This is a genomic window from Streptomyces sp. HUAS MS02, assembly GCF_055702265.1.
Window position 1 is genome coordinate 8,694,641 of record NZ_CM146747.1, and the last position, 17,456, is coordinate 8,712,096.

Below are 17,456 nucleotides of genomic sequence, written 5' to 3' on the forward strand. Positions count from 1 at the left end.
TCACCGCACCGCGCCGGGCCAACGGAAAGGCGGTGCGGACACGCCTGCTGCTACGACGGGCACGCCGTACGCGAGCACAGGCGCAGCATCGACCTGGTCGGGACTGTCAGACGAGTGGCTCTGGCCCGTAGTCGGTGGTGACGCCGAGTGGCCCCCTTGATCATGATCTTGTGATGGATATCAACTCCCTTGTGAGGACGGTGCTCTCGGGGCTTTCGGACGCTGGTCGTCGAGGACGTCGTGGACCGCGGCGACGCGGTGGTGGTCTCGGCCCGAACCCGGGACGTGGCGGTGCTGTGTCCGGTGTGCCCGGACGCCCACGGCCAAGGTGCACGGATATCACCGCCGAACGGTGAGGGACGTGCGGGTCGACGGCCGCCAGGTCGTCGTCCACATGCGCATACGGCGGCTGGCCTGTCCGGCCCTGGGCTGCTGGGCGGCAGACAGACCTTCCGCGAGCAGATTCCCGGACTGCTGGAGCGCCGTCAGCGCCGCACGGTGCGGCTTGCCGGGCAGATATCCCAGGTCGCGCGGGAGTTATGCGGCCGGCCGCACGCCTGGCCGGCCTGCTTGCCGTGTCCGTTTCCCGGAGTACCGCGCTGCGCCATCTGCGGCGCCTGCCGCTGCCGCAGCAGGCCAACCCGCGGGTGATCGGCGTGGACGGTTTCGCCCTGCGCCGCCGCCACCGCTACGCCACGATCATCAGCGATGCCGAGACCGGCCGGCGCCTCGCGGTCCTGCCCCACCGCGAGGCGGCCATCCTGGATTCCTGGCTGCGCGAACACCGCGATGCGCCCTGCCGAAGTCGTCCACTTGCAGAAGTCCCAATGCCGCCTCCCTGCCAGTGGGTGGGGGCTGCTGAACCTTAAGGGTGGGGTTGTGATGGCTGGCAAGGAGTGGACCGACGACGGTGCCGTCCACGAGGTCCACTCCCTGAAGCGGCGCGCAGCCAAGTACGACCTGCGGCACGCAGGCATCTCCTTCTGGCTGGCGTCTGGGGTCGACTCGGCCGAGTGCGCGCGAAGAGCAGGGCAGAGGATCCAGGTTCTCTTCCGCTATTACGCCAAGTTCCTCGCGGAGGCACGTCATCGCGCGAACCCTCTCCTTGAGGACTCCATGCGGCGATGGGACGAGCACAAGGATGCGGCAGAGGATGCCTTAGCCCGGGCTTGGCCCGGAAATGCCCCGCAACAGCTGATCAGAGGTGGGACACCAGTGGGAGGAATCGGGACAAAGGTCGAATTTCGCCTCGCGACCTAGACGTACCCGGACGTGGGCGCCTGACGGGTATCTGCGCAGGTCAGGCGCCCTTTTTCGATGCCTAGAAGAAGCCCAGCTTCTTCGGCGAGTACGACACCAGAAGGTTCTTCGTCTGCTGGTGGTACACGCTTACCGTCGTCTCTGACCTGCGGCAAAGGGTGGCACCGTCTGCTTCTGAGCTGATTTGGTCCGCACCTGGTCCGGATCTTGATGCGTGATCTGTGGTGTTGGCGTCCGAGTCCTGCGGTACGACATGGCACAGGCTGTAGAGACCGTCCAGGGGCGTCTACGCCAGTTCATTGCGGGCATGGGATCGCAGGTCAGAGCCTCTTGGTTCGGGAGAGTCTGCCCAGTTGTCGCGATGGTGGGTTGCACTGGGAGGCGAGGACGGCTAGGAGCAGAGGCCCGACGATGTACAGCAGTTCCTGCGCGCCGGTGTCGTGTACGAGCGCGGCGTACCGAAGGCGGGCGTTGGGCAGCACGCCCGGCCACAGCGCCCGCAGCCCGGCCTCCAGGGACGGAGTGGCCAGGCCGCCAGCGATGACGATGGCCGTGGCCAGGCGAACCTCGCATCACCTGACTGTGTGACCCGAGCCTCGACGATGTCGACAGTCTTCCCGCTCCTGAGGTTCTGGTGGCTGAGATCGTCGAGGACCTCCAGTCTGCTCTCGGCGTTCGCTGCGATTGCCGAGACGCTGGAGCAGGCCAAGGCTGATCGCCAGCCTTATGGCGCACCCGGGTCGGAGAGCAAAGAGAACGAGTAGCCCGAGATGCGGTCGTGCTCGGCACGGGGACCGAAAGGGTGCAGGGGACTTGCCAACTGTGCCCCACCCCAGGGCCCTTTGTCAGTGCTTCGGTCTACCCTTCGGCCATGCGACCGCCTCTCGAAAACGTTCTCCGCAATGCGCTCGTACAGAACCTGGAGCTGATCGAGCCGGGGCTCCGGCCGGTTCAGTTCGAGGAGTACCCGCTGCCCAACGCACACGGCACCAGGGGCAGCATCGACATCCTGGCCCGTGATCGCCATCAGATGTGGGTGGTCATCGAGCTGAAGCGGTCCCGGTCCAGCGCGCGGCAAGCCCTGCACGAGGTCAACAAGTACACCGAGCTTCTCTGCCGGGAGAAGAACCTCGCGCCGGACCGCATGCGTGCGGTGATCGTCGCCATGCCGGATGACTGGGAGGAACTCCTGATCGCCGTCAGCCATGCCGCGCGTGACTGGAGTCATGATCTTCGCGGATACCGACTGCTCTTGGACAACAACGGCACCCCCATCGGGACTGAGCGGGTGGAGCTCCTGCCCCGGGCGTTTGAACCCCGCATCACCCCCATCCACAACCTGTTCTTCTTCGCCACGGAGGAACAGCGGGAGCAGGGCTGGAGGATCATCAGCAAGGTCGCGGACGAGCTGGGGGCGCTCGACCTGTTGGCGGCGGATCTGGACCGCGTAGCGGAGAAGCACTACATCCCTGCGCCTTTCGGCCTGTATCTGGCGATCGGCCGAGTGAACGAGGAACTCGCCGCAGTGGATCTCCTGGGTGGTTACGACGGGCCTGAGCCGTTCGCTGACGAGCACCAGGCGGAGTACCTGGCCCTCTGCGAGATCTGCAACCGTCTTGCGCGCAGCAAGCTGCACGGAATGAACATGGAGTCCGCACGGCCAGGGCTGTTGAAGAACCTCCGTGACGACCCCAACTGGGCCATTCAAGGCTTCCGAGGTACCGGCGCCTACGACGTCACAGCCGCCTTCGAAGAGCAGGACCTGTTCCGCTTCCTTACCGGGGACGAACGAGGAGACAGTCAGATCCTGTACACGGGCACCGCCAGCCCGCAGGTAGCCAGCCGTTGGAAGGCGTTCCGGCAGGAGGCTCGGCAGAGCCTGGCTGGCAACCACGAGTGGGATTCGCTGGTGGCCGGTTGGCTCGACGAAGTGGGCCCGAAGGTTGGTGAGGGAGACGTCGGACTGCACGTCTACAACCCCTGTGACCTCCTGCAAACAATCACCCATGGGTGGCCAGACGGCCTGGAGAATCTCCTGCCCATGGTCGTGGGCGAAGCCGTACCCCGCCACGGCCTACGCCACTCGGTACGTGGCGCCCTGTGTTGGAACGGCCGAGGCATGTCCTTGCCCGATGCGGTACGGCTCGTGTACCGCGATCCGCTGTTCCTGATGAGCAACATGTACGCCGGGGCCGTGTGGGAACGTGACCGAGAGCTCTTGGATCTCCTGGGGCTGCACTACGTGCTCCTGGAGAAGATCGGACCCGTTGGGTCCGAGGCGACGGTGGCCGAAGAGCACCGCATCTGGATACATCAAGATCAGGGCGCTCGCGTATACTCCTCGGACACGGATCCTCGCGGGTACGCACAGGCGTACGCAACCATTGCGGCTGATGGCGAGATCGTCTCGATCGGGCAGTACCTCAATAGGCATTCCCACGAGGTGGAGCTGGTGGCTCGGGAGTACGCCGCCTTCACTCATGTCGTCTAAGAGGTCGTTTTCTCCCGTTGTTTCATCCCGGTATGCGGATTTAATCCGGTGATGTCGGGTCACGCCAGGAGATGGTTGCTTCGCCGGTGAGGCGGCGGGCCATGAGGTCGGTCATGGCGAGGTGGATCATGGCTTCGGAGCGGGCTGGGAGGGTCTCGTAGTCGCGGGCCAGGCGGCGGTGGAGCATGAGCCAGCCGTAGGTCCGTTCCACGGCCCAGCGTTTGGGTATCGGGGTGAATCCCCTGGTCCCGGGGGTGCGGGCGCTGATCTCCATGTCGATGCCGAGGGTGGCGGCGTGCTCGACGAGGTGCTTGCGGTAGCCGCCGTCCACCCAGGTCTTGCGGATCGTGGGGTGGTCGGCGGCGACCTGGTTGAGCAGGCGGGTGCCGGCGTTGGAGTCCTGGACGCTGGCCGCGGTGACCAGGACCGCGAGCAGGAGGCCGAGTGTGTCGGTCACGATGCTCCGCTTGCGGCCCACGATCTTCTTGGCGTTGTCCGTGCCCTGGCTCGCGGCGGGGACGCTGGTGGAGGTCTTCACACTCTGTGCGTCGATCACGCAGGCCGAGGGCTCGGTGTTACGGCCCTCCTGTTCGCGGACCAGCTCCCGTAACAGGCCGTTGAGCTGGGCGAAGATGCCGTCCTCCGCCCCAGGCGTCACACCAATCGTCTCGGCATCCACCACCAGCCCGACAGCCCCACCAGCACCAGATCGCCGGACGGTAGAAACATTGCTATACCTCAATGAAACAGATGAAAACGACCTCTAAGAGGTCGTTTTCACCTATGACGTGCGCTTTATCCTGAGTCTTTCGACGCGGTGTCGTCATGCCGACGGGCCTGGTGGAGTGGATGTGGTGGATGCGCCGCATGGGGTGACGGCTGGGACGGGATGCGGCTTGCGCCTGTCTCATCCCAAGACGCCCGTCGCACGGTCCGTGCTTCCGCCGCTTGGGGTGCACGCCTGGGCGTACGCCCCCCCGGGCGGCGGTACGTCCAGGTCATGGTCGAACGTCGTGCGTATCCGAGTGATCTGTCCGATGCCCGCTGGGCGTTGATCGAGCCGGTGCTGAGTGCCTGGCGGGCCGAGCGGCACCGGCATGCGCTGAACATCGGACGCCCGCCTGAGCGCGATCTGCGCGAGATCATGAACGCGATCCTGTACGTGGACCGCACCGGGGCGCAGTGGCGCTACCTGCCGCACGACCTCCCGCCCTGGGAGACCTGCTACGGATACTTCGCCAAGTGGCAGAAGGACGGCGTGTTCACCCAGCTCACCGGCGTGCTGCGCAGGCTGTTACGGCAACAGGAGGGCAAGCGAGCGGAGCCGTCCGCGTGCGTGATCGACGCCCAGAGCGTGAAGACCTCCACCAGCGTCCCGACCGCCGGCCAGGGCACGGACGCGGCCAAGAAGATTGTCGGCCGCAAGCGGAGCATCGTCACCGACACCCTCGGACTGCTGCTCGCGGTGCTGGTCACAGCCGCGAGCGTGCAGGACTCCGTCGCCGGAACCCACCTGATCGACCAGGTGGCCGCCGCCCATCCCACCATCGGCAAGGTCTGGGTGGACGGCGGCTACCGCCAGCACCTCGTCGAGCACGCCGCCCAACTCGGCATCGACATGGAAATCGTCCAACGCACCCACGGGACCAGGGGATTCACCCCGCTACCCAAGCGCTGGACCGTGGAACGGACCTATGGATGGCTGATGTTCCACCGCCGCCTCACACGCGACTACGAGACCCTGCCCGCCCGCTCCGAAGCCGTGATCCACCTCGCCATGACCGACCTGATGGCCCGCCGCCTCACCAACGAAGCCACAATCTCCTGGCGCGACCCGGCCCCTCGGGATCAAACCCCAACTACGGGATGAAACAACGGGAGAAAGCGACCTCTGAGTCCCGCGGCGGGTCAGAGGTGATCGGGAGGGCACCCAGTTGATGCTGTAGGTCTTCCTGGATCCAGGCCCGCGGGATCGAGCGCACCATTCTCGCCTGCTCCGGGGCGCTCGGGGCCGGTCCCACGATGCGGCAGGGCTGCTGCCGATGATCCGCCGACCCGGCGTAGCGCCGTGGCTTGCACGACCGCAGAGATCAGCCCGATGACCATCGACGACGACCTCGCTCTGCTTGACCGACCGCCAGCGGTCAGCCATCGGCACCTCAACTTTGCTGCTACAAGAGCAACTCACGTGGTAAGTCTCTGATGTTGTTCTCTTTCTCTGTTTGTCTCAGTCGCTGAAGCAACCGAAGCATCCGCCCTGACTGACCCGCTGACGTGAGGAGCCCGCACCGTGCCACCCACCCTCTACCGCGACACGGGTTACACCCTTCGGCACCTGATAGAGGACATCGAGGGTGGAAGGATCGGGCTTCCCGACATTCAGCGGCCGTTCGTCTGGTCCGCGACGAAGACCCGCGATCTCTTCGACTCGATGTACCGCGGCTACCCGATCGGCACCCTAATGTTCTGGGAGACCGGAGCCGAGGTGGGGAGCCGGCAGATCGGGACGGGAACGGGCGACCGGGCGCCCCAACGGCTGGTCGTGGACGGGCAGCAGCGGCTCACCGCATTGTTCGCCGTACTCACCGGGCGCAAGGTCGTCAACAAGTCCTTCGACGAGGTCACGCTGCGGATCGCCTTCCACCCGCAGGACCAGACGTTCGAGGTCACGGACGCGGCAATCGAGCGAGACACCGCCTACATCCCGGACATCACCAAGCTCTGGGCCCCGGGCGGCCACCGTGGCGCCGTCCGGGAGTTCTTCCACCGGCTCGAACAGGCCGCAGGCGAGCCCCTGCCGACCACGACGAGGGACGAGCTGGAAGAGCGGATTGACCGCGTCCGGGGCCTGCACGACTTCCGTTTCCAGGTGGTGGAGTTGGACGCCGCAGCCGACGAGGAGCAGGTCGCGGAGATCTTCGTCCGTATCAACTTCCAGGGAGTGAAGCTCAACCAGTCCGACTTCATCCTCACCTTGATGTCGGTGCACTGGGAGAAGGGCCGACGTCAACTGGAGGACTTCTGCCGGGCCGCGGTGGTCGCGGGACTTCCCGGACCGAACCCGCGCAACCCGTTCCTGGACCCTAGCCCGGACCAGCTCCTGCGCGTCGCTGTCGCCGTGGCCTTCCGGCGTGCCCGGCTCCAGCACGTCTACAACGTGCTGCGAGGCAAGGACTTTGAGACCGGAAAGGTCTCCGCCGAGCGGCGCCAGGAACAGTTCGAACGGCTGGCGCAGGCGCACACGCAGGTCCTCGATCTGACCAGCTGGCACGAGTTCTTCCAGTGCATCACCGCGGCCGGCTTCCGTAGCCGCAAGATGATCACCTCTGACACCGCCCTGCTATACAGCTACGCGCTGTGGCTGATCGGACTGCACGACTTCGGGCTGTCGGCGGAAGAACTTCGTCCGGTCATCGCGCGCTGGTTCTTCATGGTGCACACTACCGGCCGTTACTCCAACTCCCCCGAGTCGCAGATGGAGTTTGATCTGGGTCGGATCGGTGACCTGCCGCAGGGTGACGGCCAGGCGTTCGCCGCAGAACTCGCCCGGATCATCTCCGCGCACTTCACCGGTGACTACTGGGACATCTCCCTGCCGAACAGGCTCGACAGCTCATCGTCGTACTCCCCGGTGGTGTTCGCCTACCAGGCGGCGTTGAACATCCTGGACGCCGAGTTGCTCTGCGGCGACCAGCACATCCGCGACCTGATGGATCCGGCGGTCAGGCCCGCCCGGAAGGTTCCCCGGGACCGTCTGTTCTACTCCGAGACCCTCGCGGGTCTTGGTATCACCGATAAACGCCAGGTCAACGCCATCGCCAACATGGCATATGTGACGTGGCCGGCAAGCGAGAAGGGCAACACCGACGCACCTCACGTCTACTGGCCCAGGATCACCGAGGCGATGGACCCGGAGGTGGTCAGGCGGCAGGCCCTGTGGCACGCGCTGCCGGTCGGCTGGGAGCAGCTCGACTACGCGGCCTTCCTGGAACGACGCCGCCAGCTGATCGCCCAAGTGGTACGGGAGGCGTTCGAGACGCTCAGTGCGGACCGACCCGCGTACGTGCCCACCGCTGCGGCCGATCTGATCGCCGCCGGTGAGTCCCAGAGCACCGAGTTCAAGGCGAGTGCCCGCTGGAACGTTCACACCGGGGAGTACGACAAGTCCCTGCAGAACAATCTCGTCAAGACGGTCTGCGGTTTCCTCAACGGGGAGGGCGGCAACCTGTTCGTCGGCGTCGGTGACGACGGGACCGTACTAGGGATCGAGAACGATCTGTCCACCTTGCCGAAGCAGGCTGACCCCGATGGCTACGAACTGTTCGTACGCCAGGTCCTCGATGACAATTTGTCGGCCCCGACCGCGACCACCGTGCGGATCAGTTTTCCCGAGGTGGCCGACCGTGTCGTCTGCCGGGTCAGCGTGGCCGCGGCCGGCAAGGCCGTGTTCGCCAGGCCCACCAAGGGCGGCAGCGCGGCCACCGACTTCTGGGTCCGGGTCGGTAACGCCACTAAGCAGCTGCATGGTGAGGCTCTGCTGCGGTACCGGGAGGAGCACTGGGGGTGATCGTCCACGAAGAGGACCTACCTTGAAACAACCCGCGAGCATGCCGCCGTGAGACCACGTCCGGCGCCCGACGTCGTCGGCACTTCTTCGTCTTCGCACCGCCGCGGACGACGCAAGGTAGCACCTCAGCCGGTCCGTGGCTGGTCCAGGACGGGCACCGATGCGCGGTGAACGAGTTCGGAAAGTTGCTGAACGGTCATGGATGGTCGCTGCAGCCTGTGGGTGCCTGAAAGGGCAAAGCCCTCGCCAGGCACCCAACTTGAGCTCTAGAACAACCAAGTTTCTTCGGACTGTATGAAACAAGAACGCTCTTGAAGCACTGGTCAGGAGGGGTGCAGTCGTGGGAGGAATTGGGAGTTAGCGCGCAAGTCGGGCCCGGTCGAGAGCGGGTTGCACGAAGGGCGCCTGACGGGTGAAAACCCAGGTCAGGCGCCTTTCCTCGTGCCTCTAGAAGAAGCCCAGCTTCTTCGGCGAGTACGACACCAGAAGGTTCTTCGTCTGCTGGTAGTGCTCCAGCATCATCTTGTGCGTTTCGCGGCCGATACCCGACCCCTTGTAGCCGCCGAACGCGGCGTGTGCCGGGTAGGCGTGGTAGCAATTCGTCCAGACGCGGCCCGCCTGGATGAAACGGCCCGCGCGATAGGCCGTGTTGGTGTCGCGCGTCCAGACTCCCGCGCCCAGCCCGTACAGCGTGTCGTTGGCGATCTTGATGGCGTCGTCGAAGTCGTTGAACGAGGTCACGGAGACGACCGGACCGAAGATCTCCTCCTGGAAGATCCGCATCCGGTTGTCACCCTCGAAGATCGTCGGCTGGACGTAGTAACCGCCCTTCAACTCGCCGTCGTGCTCGATGCGTTCCCCGCCGGTCAGAACCTTGGCGCCCTCCTGCCGCCCGATGTCCAGATAGGAGAGGATCTTCTCCAACTGGTCGTTGGAGGCCTGAGCGCCGATCATGGTGTCGGTGTCCAGCGGGTGCCCGGTCCTGATCTGCTCGGTGCGGGCGACGGCCGCCTCCATGAACTCGGCGTAGTTGCCGCGCTGCACCAGCGCCCGCGACGGGCAGGTGCACACCTCGCCCTGGTTGAGCGCGAACATCGTGAAGCCCTCGAGGGCCTTGTCACGGAAGTCGTCGTTCGCCGACCACACGTCGTCGAAGAAGATGTTCGGCGACTTGCCACCGAGTTCGAGCGTCACCGGCGTGATGTTCTCCGAGGCGTACTGCATGATCAGACGCCCCGTCGTCGTCTCGCCCGTGAACGCCACCTTCGCCACTCGCGAACTCGACGCCAGCGGCTTGCCCGCCTCCACCCCGAACCCGTTGACGATGTTCACCACACCCGGCGGCAGCAGATCCGCCACCAGGCTCATCCACACGTGGATGGACGCCGGGGTCTGCTCGGCCGGCTTGAGCACGACCGCGTTGCCCGCCGCCAGCGCCGGCGCCAGTTTCCAGGTCGCCATGAGGATCGGGAAGTTCCACGGGATGATCTGGGCGACCACACCCAGCGGCTCGTGGAAGTGGTACGCCACCGTGTCATCGTCGAGCTCGGCCAGTGAACCCTCCTGCGCGCGGATCGCCCCCGCGAAGTACCGGAAGTGATCGATGGCGAGCGGGATGTCCGCGGCCAGCGTCTCCCGCACCGGCTTGCCGTTCTCCCAGCTCTCCGCGACCGCCAGCTGCTCCAGGTTCGCCTCCATCCGGTCGGCGATCCTCCGCAGGACGTCCGAACGCTCGGTCACCGATGTGCGCCCCCAGCCCGGCGCGGCCGCGTGCGCCGCGTCCAACGCGCGCTCCACGTCCTCGCTCGTACCCCGCGCGATCTCCGTGAACGGCAGCCCGTTCACCGGGCTCGGGTTCTCGAAGTACTGACCGCGCGCCGGCGGCACGTACTCACCGCCGATGAAGTGGTCGTAACGCGCCTCATAGGAGACGACCGCGCCATCCGTACCGGGCGCTGCGAAACGGGTCATGAATACCTGCCTCCCGAGAAGCGCCGCCCGCCGTTGGGCGGCTCTCGCGAGGAGGCTAGAAACCGGAATGTTGCAACGACGTTGCGCCCCGCCCCCGCCCCGCCCCCGCCCCGCCCCGCCCCGCCCCGCCCCGCCCTCCCCACCCCTCCGCCCGAAACGTCCCCCTACTGTTGCCGAGGCCGAGGGCACGCCCACGACGCCGGCACCGACAGCTCCGACTCCAACTCGCGCAGCCGGGACCGTACGGCCGGTGTGGGGCGTACGGCTGCCAGCGCCCGCCACACCTCCAGGTCGTCCTCGCCCCAGGGGGTGTGCGCCCAGTCCGCCAGGAGGTCTGGGTCGTGCCCGGCTACGAGCGCCGTGCGCAGCCCGTCGGCGAGCCTGCGCCGCAGCCGGACGACGGCCGGAGCTTGCGAGCCCGGCAGCAGCGGGCCCGCGTACGCCGACACGGCCGCCGTCACCGCACCTGTCTCCAGCCTCCGTTCCACCACCGCCACATCGGACTCGAGGGGGACCATCAGCCGGTACGGCCGTGACCCCAGCAACCCCGGCCCGAGGAGACGGCGCAGCCGCGCCAGCTCGGCCCGCAACGTCACCGGCGTCACGGACTCGTCCTCGTACAGCGCGCAGAGCAGCTCGTCGCCGGACAGGCCCTCCGGATGGCGGGCGAGCAGCACCAGGATCTCGCTGTGTCGGCGGCTGAGCCTGATCTTCCGCCCTCGGACCAGGAGTTGGGCCTCGTCCCGGCCCAGCGCGGTCAGTTCGAGCGCGTCCGCCGACGCCCCGGGCGGGGTGAGCAGGGCGAGCTGGGACTCGGCGGCCCGTGCGACCGCCTGCACGAAACCCAGGCTGTGCGGATGCGCCAGGCCGTCGCCGCCGGTGATGTCGACCGCACCGAGCACCCGTCCGGTCCGTGGATCGTGCACCGGCGCCGCCGCGCACGTCCACGGCTGCACCCGCCGTATGAAGTGCTCGGCCGCGAACACCTGCACGGGCCTGTCCACGGCCACCGCGGTGCCCGGAGCGTTCGTCCCGACGGCGGACTCCGCCCAGCGCGCACCCGGTACGAAGTTCATCCGGTCGGCCCTCCGTCTGGTCGCCGCGTCCCCCTCGACCCACAGCAGCCTGCCCTGCGCGTCGCAGACGGCCAGCAGATGCTCGCCGTCCGACGCGAACGTGCCCAGCAGCTCGCGTACCAACGGCATCACCCGGGCCAGCGGATGCTCGGCTCGATAGGAACCGAGGTCGCCGTCCGTGAGTTCCACCCGGGCGGTGCCCTCCGGTCCGACACCCGCCTTCGCCGAACGCCGCCACGAGTCCGCCACCACGGAACGCACCGGCCGCGTCACCGTGCCCCGCAGCGTGAACGTCTCGTGCGCGCGACGCAGCACCCGCACCCGCTCGACGGGGTCGGCTCCCGGCTCCAGAGCCACCCAAGGATCGGTCAACTCGGCCTCCCGGAGACGTGCGCACGGCTGCAACCCATCGTCACCGCCGGACCCGCACCCCGACAAGCCGTGCGCTCCGACAAGCCGTGCGCTCCCGCTCCGACAATCGTGCGTTCCGACAAGCCTGTGCGCTCCGGCAGGCCGCGAGCTTCGGCGACGTCAGGCGGCGACGACCAGGCGTATGTAGCGGTCCCAGTCCCAGTGCGGCCCCGGATCGGTGTGGTCGGTGCCCGGCACCTCGTAGTGGCCGATGATGTGGGCGCGGTCCTTCGGGATGCCGTGCCTGTCGCAGATCGAGGCGGTGAGCGCCGCGGACTGCTCGTACATGGCGGAGGTGAGGTACTCGGGGCGGTCGATCCAGCCCTCGTGCTCGATGCCTATGCTCCGCGCGTTGTAGTCCCAGTTGCCGGCGTGCCAGGCGATGTCGCGTTCCCGGACGCACTGGGTGACCCGTCCGTCGGCCGACCGGAGCAGGTAGTGCGCGGAGACCTGCTTCGCCGGGTTCCAGAAGACGGGCAGCGTGTTCTTGTACGTGGTCTGCGTGACATGGATGATCACCATGTCGATGGGCCGGCCGGACGGTCGGTCGGCCGTGGTGTAGTTGGCCGTGCTCGCCGGCTCCCATAGGGCGGGTGTGTGGTCGAGATGTGGCGACTGGGCGTCGGCCCGTGGGCTGGGGAGCAGCGCGTAGGGCATCGCGGCGAGGGCGGCGCCCCGCAGCAGCAGCCGCCTGCTCGGCAACGGCCTGGCTCGCTCCATGTGGCTCTGCCTCTCCGGTCGGTGGGCGGTGCTTGTGCTGGTCGACTCGCATCCGTACTCGGAGACGCAGTCGCACGTCGAACGGCTGCGCCTCACGTGGATCACGGTACGGCGAATGCCGGTCGGGCAGATCGGGCGTGTGGATATCGGTGGAAAACCCGTGAGTTGTGGACAACTCCGTCACCCGACAGAGGGAACGAGTGGCGCCGCGCTACGGGCGCACCCCGGCTGTCGCCGGATCGTCCAGCACCCCACGCACCACCGAGTGGGCCGCACCCAGCAGTGGGCCCTCCGGGCCCAGTCGGGACACGGTCACGGAACATGACGGACCGGCCGTCCGCCGAGCCAACTCCCGCTCCAGCGAGGGCAGCAGCCAGGGCGCGAGAGCGGCCAGGGCCCCTCCCAGCACCACGGTCCGCGGGTCCAGCAGATTCACCGCGCCGGTCAGCGCCACACCGAGCGCGGTGCCGGCGCCGCGCAGAGCCCGGTGCACATCCTTGTCGCCGGCTGCCGCCCGCTCGGCGAGGAACTCGACGCGGTGTTCTCCCGGTTCCAGCCCGGCCGCCCGAAGCACGGCCTCCTCACCGGCGTACTGCTCCAGGCAGCCGCGTCCACCGCACGCGCAGTCGGGGCCCTCCGGTCGGACGGGGATGTGCCCCAACTCGCCCGCGAATCCGCGTGTCCCGCGAAGCAGACGGCCGTCCACGACGACCGCGCCGCCGATGCCGATCTCCGCGGAGACGTGCAGGAAGTCGGACGGTGTGCCGTCCCCGAGCCAGAGTTCCGCGAGACCGCCGAAGTTGGCCTCGTTGTCCACGGTCACCGGCAGACCGGCGGGCAACAGGGCGCCCAGATCCGTGTCGTGCCAGTCGAGGTTGGGAGCACGGACCACCGTGCGGGCGTCGCTCGCCACCAGCCCGGGCACGGCGACCGCGAGCCCAGCGGGCCACAGACCCTCGCCCTCCGCCTCGGCGACCACCCGTCGCACCAGCTCGGTCAGCTCCTCGATGACCGGCTCCGGTGCCCTGCCGCGGTTCGTGCCGTGCCGCACCGCCCGAGCCCGTACCTCGCCCCGCAGATCCACGGCGCAGACCGCCAGGTGGTCGACACCGATCTCCGCGCCGATACCTGTGGGGCCGCGTCCGCTGAGGGCGAGCGCCGAGCCGGGCCGTCCGACGCGTCCCGGACGCTCGGGGCCCAGTTCCTCCAGAAGTCCCGCACGGATCAGCTCGTCCACCAACGTCGACACGGCGGCCCGGGTCAGTCCGATGTGAGAGGCGACGGCGGCCCGGGACAGCGGCCCCTCGGCGTTGACGGTGTGCATGACCCGGGAGAGATTGCGGCGCCGCATGCCCTGCTGGTTGTCGGGCAGGCGGCGGCCGGAGCCGCTCGGGCGGGTTTCGTGCAGTGGTGCGGTCATGCCTCCCTCGGCTCCCGTCGGTGCGTCCCGGTGGGTGTCCCTGTGCGTTTTCCTGTCCGTGCTCTGTAGATCATGCCGGAATCAGATTTTCCCACTCGGGACACCCCCTCACCGGTCAGTCGCCGTCCGGTCCGCGATCCAGCAGCGGCGCCGCGTCGGCCAGCACCCGGGAGATCCTGGTGAGCGTCTCCTCGTCCCGCTCAACGGCCTCCAGGACCGGCCCCCGGGTGGTGTCCCAGCGGCGGGCGACCGCGGCCGGGTCCTCGCCGGTGAGCAGCCCGGCGGCCTGCGCGGCGGCGCCCAGCGCGACCAGTTCCTTCGCCTCGGGGACCTGCACGGGACGCCCCGAGAGGCGCCGCACGGTCTGCTGCCAGGCGGTGCCCCGCGCGCCCCCGCCGATGAGCAGCAGCGGTGCGGAGGTGTCCGCGTCGGAGTCGAGCACCAGGTCCAGGGCGCCGAGCAGGGAGTGGACGGCTCCGTCGTACGCGGCCTGCAGCAGCTGCCCGCCGGTCGTGTCGTGGCGCAGCCCGTGCAGCAGACCCGAGGCGTGCGGCAGAGCCGGGGTACGTTCGCCGTCCAGGTAGGGCAGGAGGGTGACGTTCGTGCCGGGCTCCACGGCCTCGCGGTCGAGGCCCAGCAGGGCGGCCACCCGGTCGACCGCCTGGGTGCAGTTCAGGGTGCAGGCCAGCGGCAGCCAGTCCCCGTGCGCGTCGGCGAAGCCCGCCACCGTGCCGGTGGGATCCGCCGGGCGGTGCCTGGAGACGGCGTACACCGTGCCGGAGGTGCCCAGGCTCAGCACCGGGGTGCCGGGGCGCAGCCCGAGCCCCAGCGCGGCGGCCGCGTTGTCCCCCGTACCGGCGGCGACCAGCGTCCCCTTGGCGAACGGCAGCTCATGGGCGTCCCGTACGGTCCCGGCGACCTCGCCCGGCCGGACCACACGGGGCAGCAGTGCCGGGTCCAGCCCGACATGGGCGAGCACCTCGGCGTCGTACTGCTCCGTCGCCGACGCCCACCATCCCGTGCCGGAGGCGTCGCCGCGATCGGTCGTGCCCTGGCCGGTGAGACGCTCGGTGAGATAGTCGTGCGGCAGGCGCACGGCGGCGGTCGCGCGGACGGCTTCGGGCTCGTTCTCCGCCAGCCAGGCCCACTTCGTCACGGTGAAGGACGGCCCCGGCACGCTGCCGGCGCGCTCCGCCCATGCCTTCGCGCCGCCCAGTTCCTCGACCAGACGGGCTGCCTGCGGCGCGGAGCGCACGTCGTTCCACAGCAGCGCCGGACGTACCGGCTCGCCCCGGGCGTCGAGGGTGACGAGGCCGTGCTGCTGACCGCCGACGGACACCGCCGAGGCCTCGTGCGCCGCCTCTCCGCACTGGCGCAGCGCCTCGCACAGCGCGTCCCACCACTGGCGGGGGTCGCTCTCCCGGCCGGCACCGGAGGACACGGTGTGCGGCGCCTGCCCGCTCGCCACGACCCGGCCGGTCGCCGCGTCGACGACCAGGGCCTTGGTGGACTGTGTGGACGAGTCCACACCGACGACGAGCGGACCCTCGGCAGCTGACATCGGGCTCTCCTTCTCACGCGGCTCATGACCGCCGCTGACGCGGCTGACGTCTCTGTCCGGCGACACCTTGTCTTCCCGGAGACGCGTCCGCATACTAATTTGTAAATCGCCATGACGAAATAGTCGGAGCGCAAGGAGCCGCGGCATGAACTACCAACCCACTCCCGACGACAGGTTCACCTTCGGCCTGTGGACCGTCGGCTGGCAGGGCAGGGACCCGTTCGGCGACGCCACGCGGCGCGCCCTGGACCCGGTCGAGTCGGTGCAGCGTCTGGCGGAGCTCGGCGCCTACGGTGTGACCTTCCACGACGACGACCTGATCCCCTTCGGGTCCTCGGACAGCGAGCGCGAGGAGCACGTCAAGCGCTTCCGCGCGGCCCTGGACACCACTGGCATGACCGTGCCCATGGCCACCACCAACCTCTTCACGCACCCCGTCTTCAAGGACGGCGCGTTCACCGCCAACGACCGCGACGTCCGCCGCTACGCGCTGCGCAAGACGATCCGCAACATCGACCTGGCGGTCGAGCTCGGCGCCAAGATCTACGTCGCCTGGGGCGGCCGCGAGGGCGCCGAGTCCGGCGCCGCCAAGGACGTCCGGGACGCGCTCGACCGCATGAAGGAGGCGTTCGACCTCCTCGGCGAGTACGTCACCTCCCAGGGCTACGACCTGAAGTTCGCGATCGAGCCCAAGCCGAACGAGCCGCGCGGCGACATCCTGCTTCCCACCGTCGGCCACGCCCTGGCCTTCATCGAGCGCCTGGAGCGCCCGGAGCTCTACGGCGTCAACCCCGAGGTCGGCCACGAGCAGATGGCCGGGCTGAACTTCCCGCACGGCATCGCACAGGCCCTGTGGGCGGGCAAGCTCTTCCACATCGACCTCAACGGCCAGTCCGGCATCAAGTACGACCAGGACCTCCGCTTCGGCGCGGGCGACCTGCGCTCCGCGTTCTGGCTGGTCGACCTGCTGGAGAGCGCCGGTTACGCGGGGCCGAAGCACTTCGACTTCAAGCCGCCGCGCACCGAGGACTTCGACGGTGTGTGGGCATCGGCCGCGGGCTGCATGCGCAACTACCTCATCCTCAAGGAGCGTGCGGCCGCCTTCCGCGCCGACCCGGCGGTCCAGGAGGCGCTGCGTGCCGCGCGCCTGGACCAGCTGGCCCAGCCCACGGCCGCCGACGGACTGCAGGCGCTGCTCGCGGACCCGACGGCCTTCGAGGAGTTCGACGCCGAGGCCGCCGCCGCGCGCGGCATGGCCTTCGAGCAGCTCGACCAGCTGGCGATGGACCACCTGTTGGGTGCGCGCGGCTGATCGCGTCGCTCGATCCGGCCGGACCTGTTTCGGCCGGCTCTGCGCCTCCTCCGGTCGGTCTCTGCGCGGAATTCTCCGGAATCATGCGGTCCATGGCATGAGTCCGTAGCAACTCCCGCGCGGGGCTCGCGCCTTGGCCGTTTCGCGGCGACTCTGGACGGTATGGGCCTGCCTACCCCACCGTCCCAGCCGCCGCGACCGCCGGACGGCACACCGCCGTCGAACGGCGGAGGATTCGGGCCCCCGCCAGGGGGCTACGGTCCACCGCCGGGCGATCCGACCGGAGGCGGAGGTGGCTGGCAGCCCCCGAGTCAGGGCGGGGGCTGGCAGTCATCCGATCCGCCCGGTGGACCCTCGTCCGACGGGCGTCGCAGGCTCGTGCTCGTCGCGCTGGCCGTGATCGTCGTCCTCGGCGCCGTCCTCGCCGTGGTGCTGGTGGCCGCCAGGAGTGGGGGACCGGCGGACGACGAGCCGTCGGGCGGTACCGGTGGCGGTACCAGCCCCTCGCCGACCCCGTCACTGAGCCTCCCGTCAGGGCTGCCCAGCGACCTTCCGACGCTGCCCTCGGGCTTCCCCAGCGATCTGCCCAGCGGGTTCCCGACGGGGCTGCCCAGCGATCTGGACTCACTCTTCCCGGACCCGGTCGGCCACATCCGCTGACGGGCCG

The 17,456-nt window shown here is 68.6% G+C and carries 10 protein-coding genes and 2 pseudogenes; 6 read left to right on the top strand and 6 right to left on the bottom strand.

The annotated features are described in order from the left end of the window. Positions 1 to 170: 170 nt before the first annotated feature. Positions 171 to 785, top strand: a pseudogene (locus ACZ9QC_RS37545) (transposase family protein); the annotation flags it as partial. Between the two features lie 1,346 nt (positions 786 to 2,131). Next, entirely contained in the window at positions 2,132 to 3,751 is a 1,620-nt protein-coding gene (locus tag ACZ9QC_RS37550; protein WP_472917163.1) for an endonuclease NucS domain-containing protein, read from the top strand. Positions 3,752 to 3,791: 40 nt separating this feature from the next. Here the strand turns inward: ACZ9QC_RS37550 and ACZ9QC_RS37555 are convergent. Next, positions 3,792 to 4,394: pseudogene (locus ACZ9QC_RS37555) on the bottom strand (IS5 family transposase); the annotation flags it as partial. Positions 4,395 to 4,751: 357 nt separating this feature from the next. On the opposite strand from ACZ9QC_RS37555, the gene ACZ9QC_RS37560 reads away from it, so the two are divergent. Beyond that, the gene (locus ACZ9QC_RS37560) at positions 4,752 to 5,621 is read left to right on the top strand and encodes an IS5 family transposase (protein ID WP_472917164.1); all 870 of its coding nucleotides are present in this window, start codon (positions 4,752 to 4,754) and stop codon (positions 5,619 to 5,621) included. A 420-nt stretch (positions 5,622 to 6,041) separates the two neighbouring features. Further along, positions 6,042 to 8,318 carry a GmrSD restriction endonuclease domain-containing protein gene (locus tag ACZ9QC_RS37565; RefSeq protein WP_472917165.1) on the top strand — a complete coding sequence of 759 codons (2,277 nt, stop codon included), beginning with the start codon at positions 6,042 to 6,044 and terminating at the stop codon, positions 8,316 to 8,318. Positions 8,319 to 8,765: 447 nt separating this feature from the next. Here the strand turns inward: ACZ9QC_RS37565 and exaC are convergent, their stop codons facing one another. The 5 genes from exaC to xylB all read right to left on the bottom strand — a co-directional run bounded on the left by exaC (position 8,766) and on the right by xylB (position 15,477). Continuing rightward, positions 8,766 to 10,289: an acetaldehyde dehydrogenase ExaC gene (gene exaC / locus ACZ9QC_RS37570; protein WP_472917166.1), complete on the bottom strand. Its 1,524-nt coding sequence runs from the start codon at positions 10,287 to 10,289 to the stop codon at positions 8,766 to 8,768. A 164-nt stretch (positions 10,290 to 10,453) separates the two neighbouring features. Further along, entirely contained in the window at positions 10,454 to 11,737 is a 1,284-nt protein-coding gene (locus ACZ9QC_RS37575; RefSeq protein ID WP_472917167.1) for a GAF domain-containing protein, read from the bottom strand. A 159-nt stretch (positions 11,738 to 11,896) separates the two neighbouring features. Beyond that, a complete protein-coding gene (locus ACZ9QC_RS37580) occupies positions 11,897 to 12,496 on the bottom strand; it encodes an N-acetylmuramoyl-L-alanine amidase (protein ID WP_472917168.1) in 600 nt (199 codons plus the stop codon). 211 nt (positions 12,497 to 12,707) lie between these two features. Next, positions 12,708 to 13,916: an ROK family protein gene (locus ACZ9QC_RS37585; protein WP_472917169.1), complete on the bottom strand. Its 1,209-nt coding sequence runs from the start codon at positions 13,914 to 13,916 to the stop codon at positions 12,708 to 12,710. A 115-nt stretch (positions 13,917 to 14,031) separates the two neighbouring features. Then, on the bottom strand, positions 14,032 to 15,477 hold the full coding sequence (gene xylB, locus ACZ9QC_RS37590; protein ID WP_472917170.1) for a xylulokinase: 1,446 nt from the start codon (positions 15,475 to 15,477) through the stop codon (positions 14,032 to 14,034). Positions 15,478 to 15,622: 145 nt separating this feature from the next. Between xylB and xylA the strand changes: the two genes are divergently transcribed. Both xylA and ACZ9QC_RS37600 read left to right on the top strand, forming a co-directional pair. Further along, positions 15,623 to 16,789, top strand: coding sequence for a xylose isomerase (gene xylA / locus ACZ9QC_RS37595; RefSeq protein ID WP_472917171.1), 1,167 nt, complete (start codon positions 15,623 to 15,625; stop codon positions 16,787 to 16,789). A 378-nt stretch (positions 16,790 to 17,167) separates the two neighbouring features. After that, on the top strand, positions 17,168 to 17,449 hold the full coding sequence (locus ACZ9QC_RS37600) for a hypothetical protein (protein WP_472917172.1): 282 nt from the start codon (positions 17,168 to 17,170) through the stop codon (positions 17,447 to 17,449). The last annotated feature ends 7 nt before the right edge of the window (positions 17,450 to 17,456 follow it).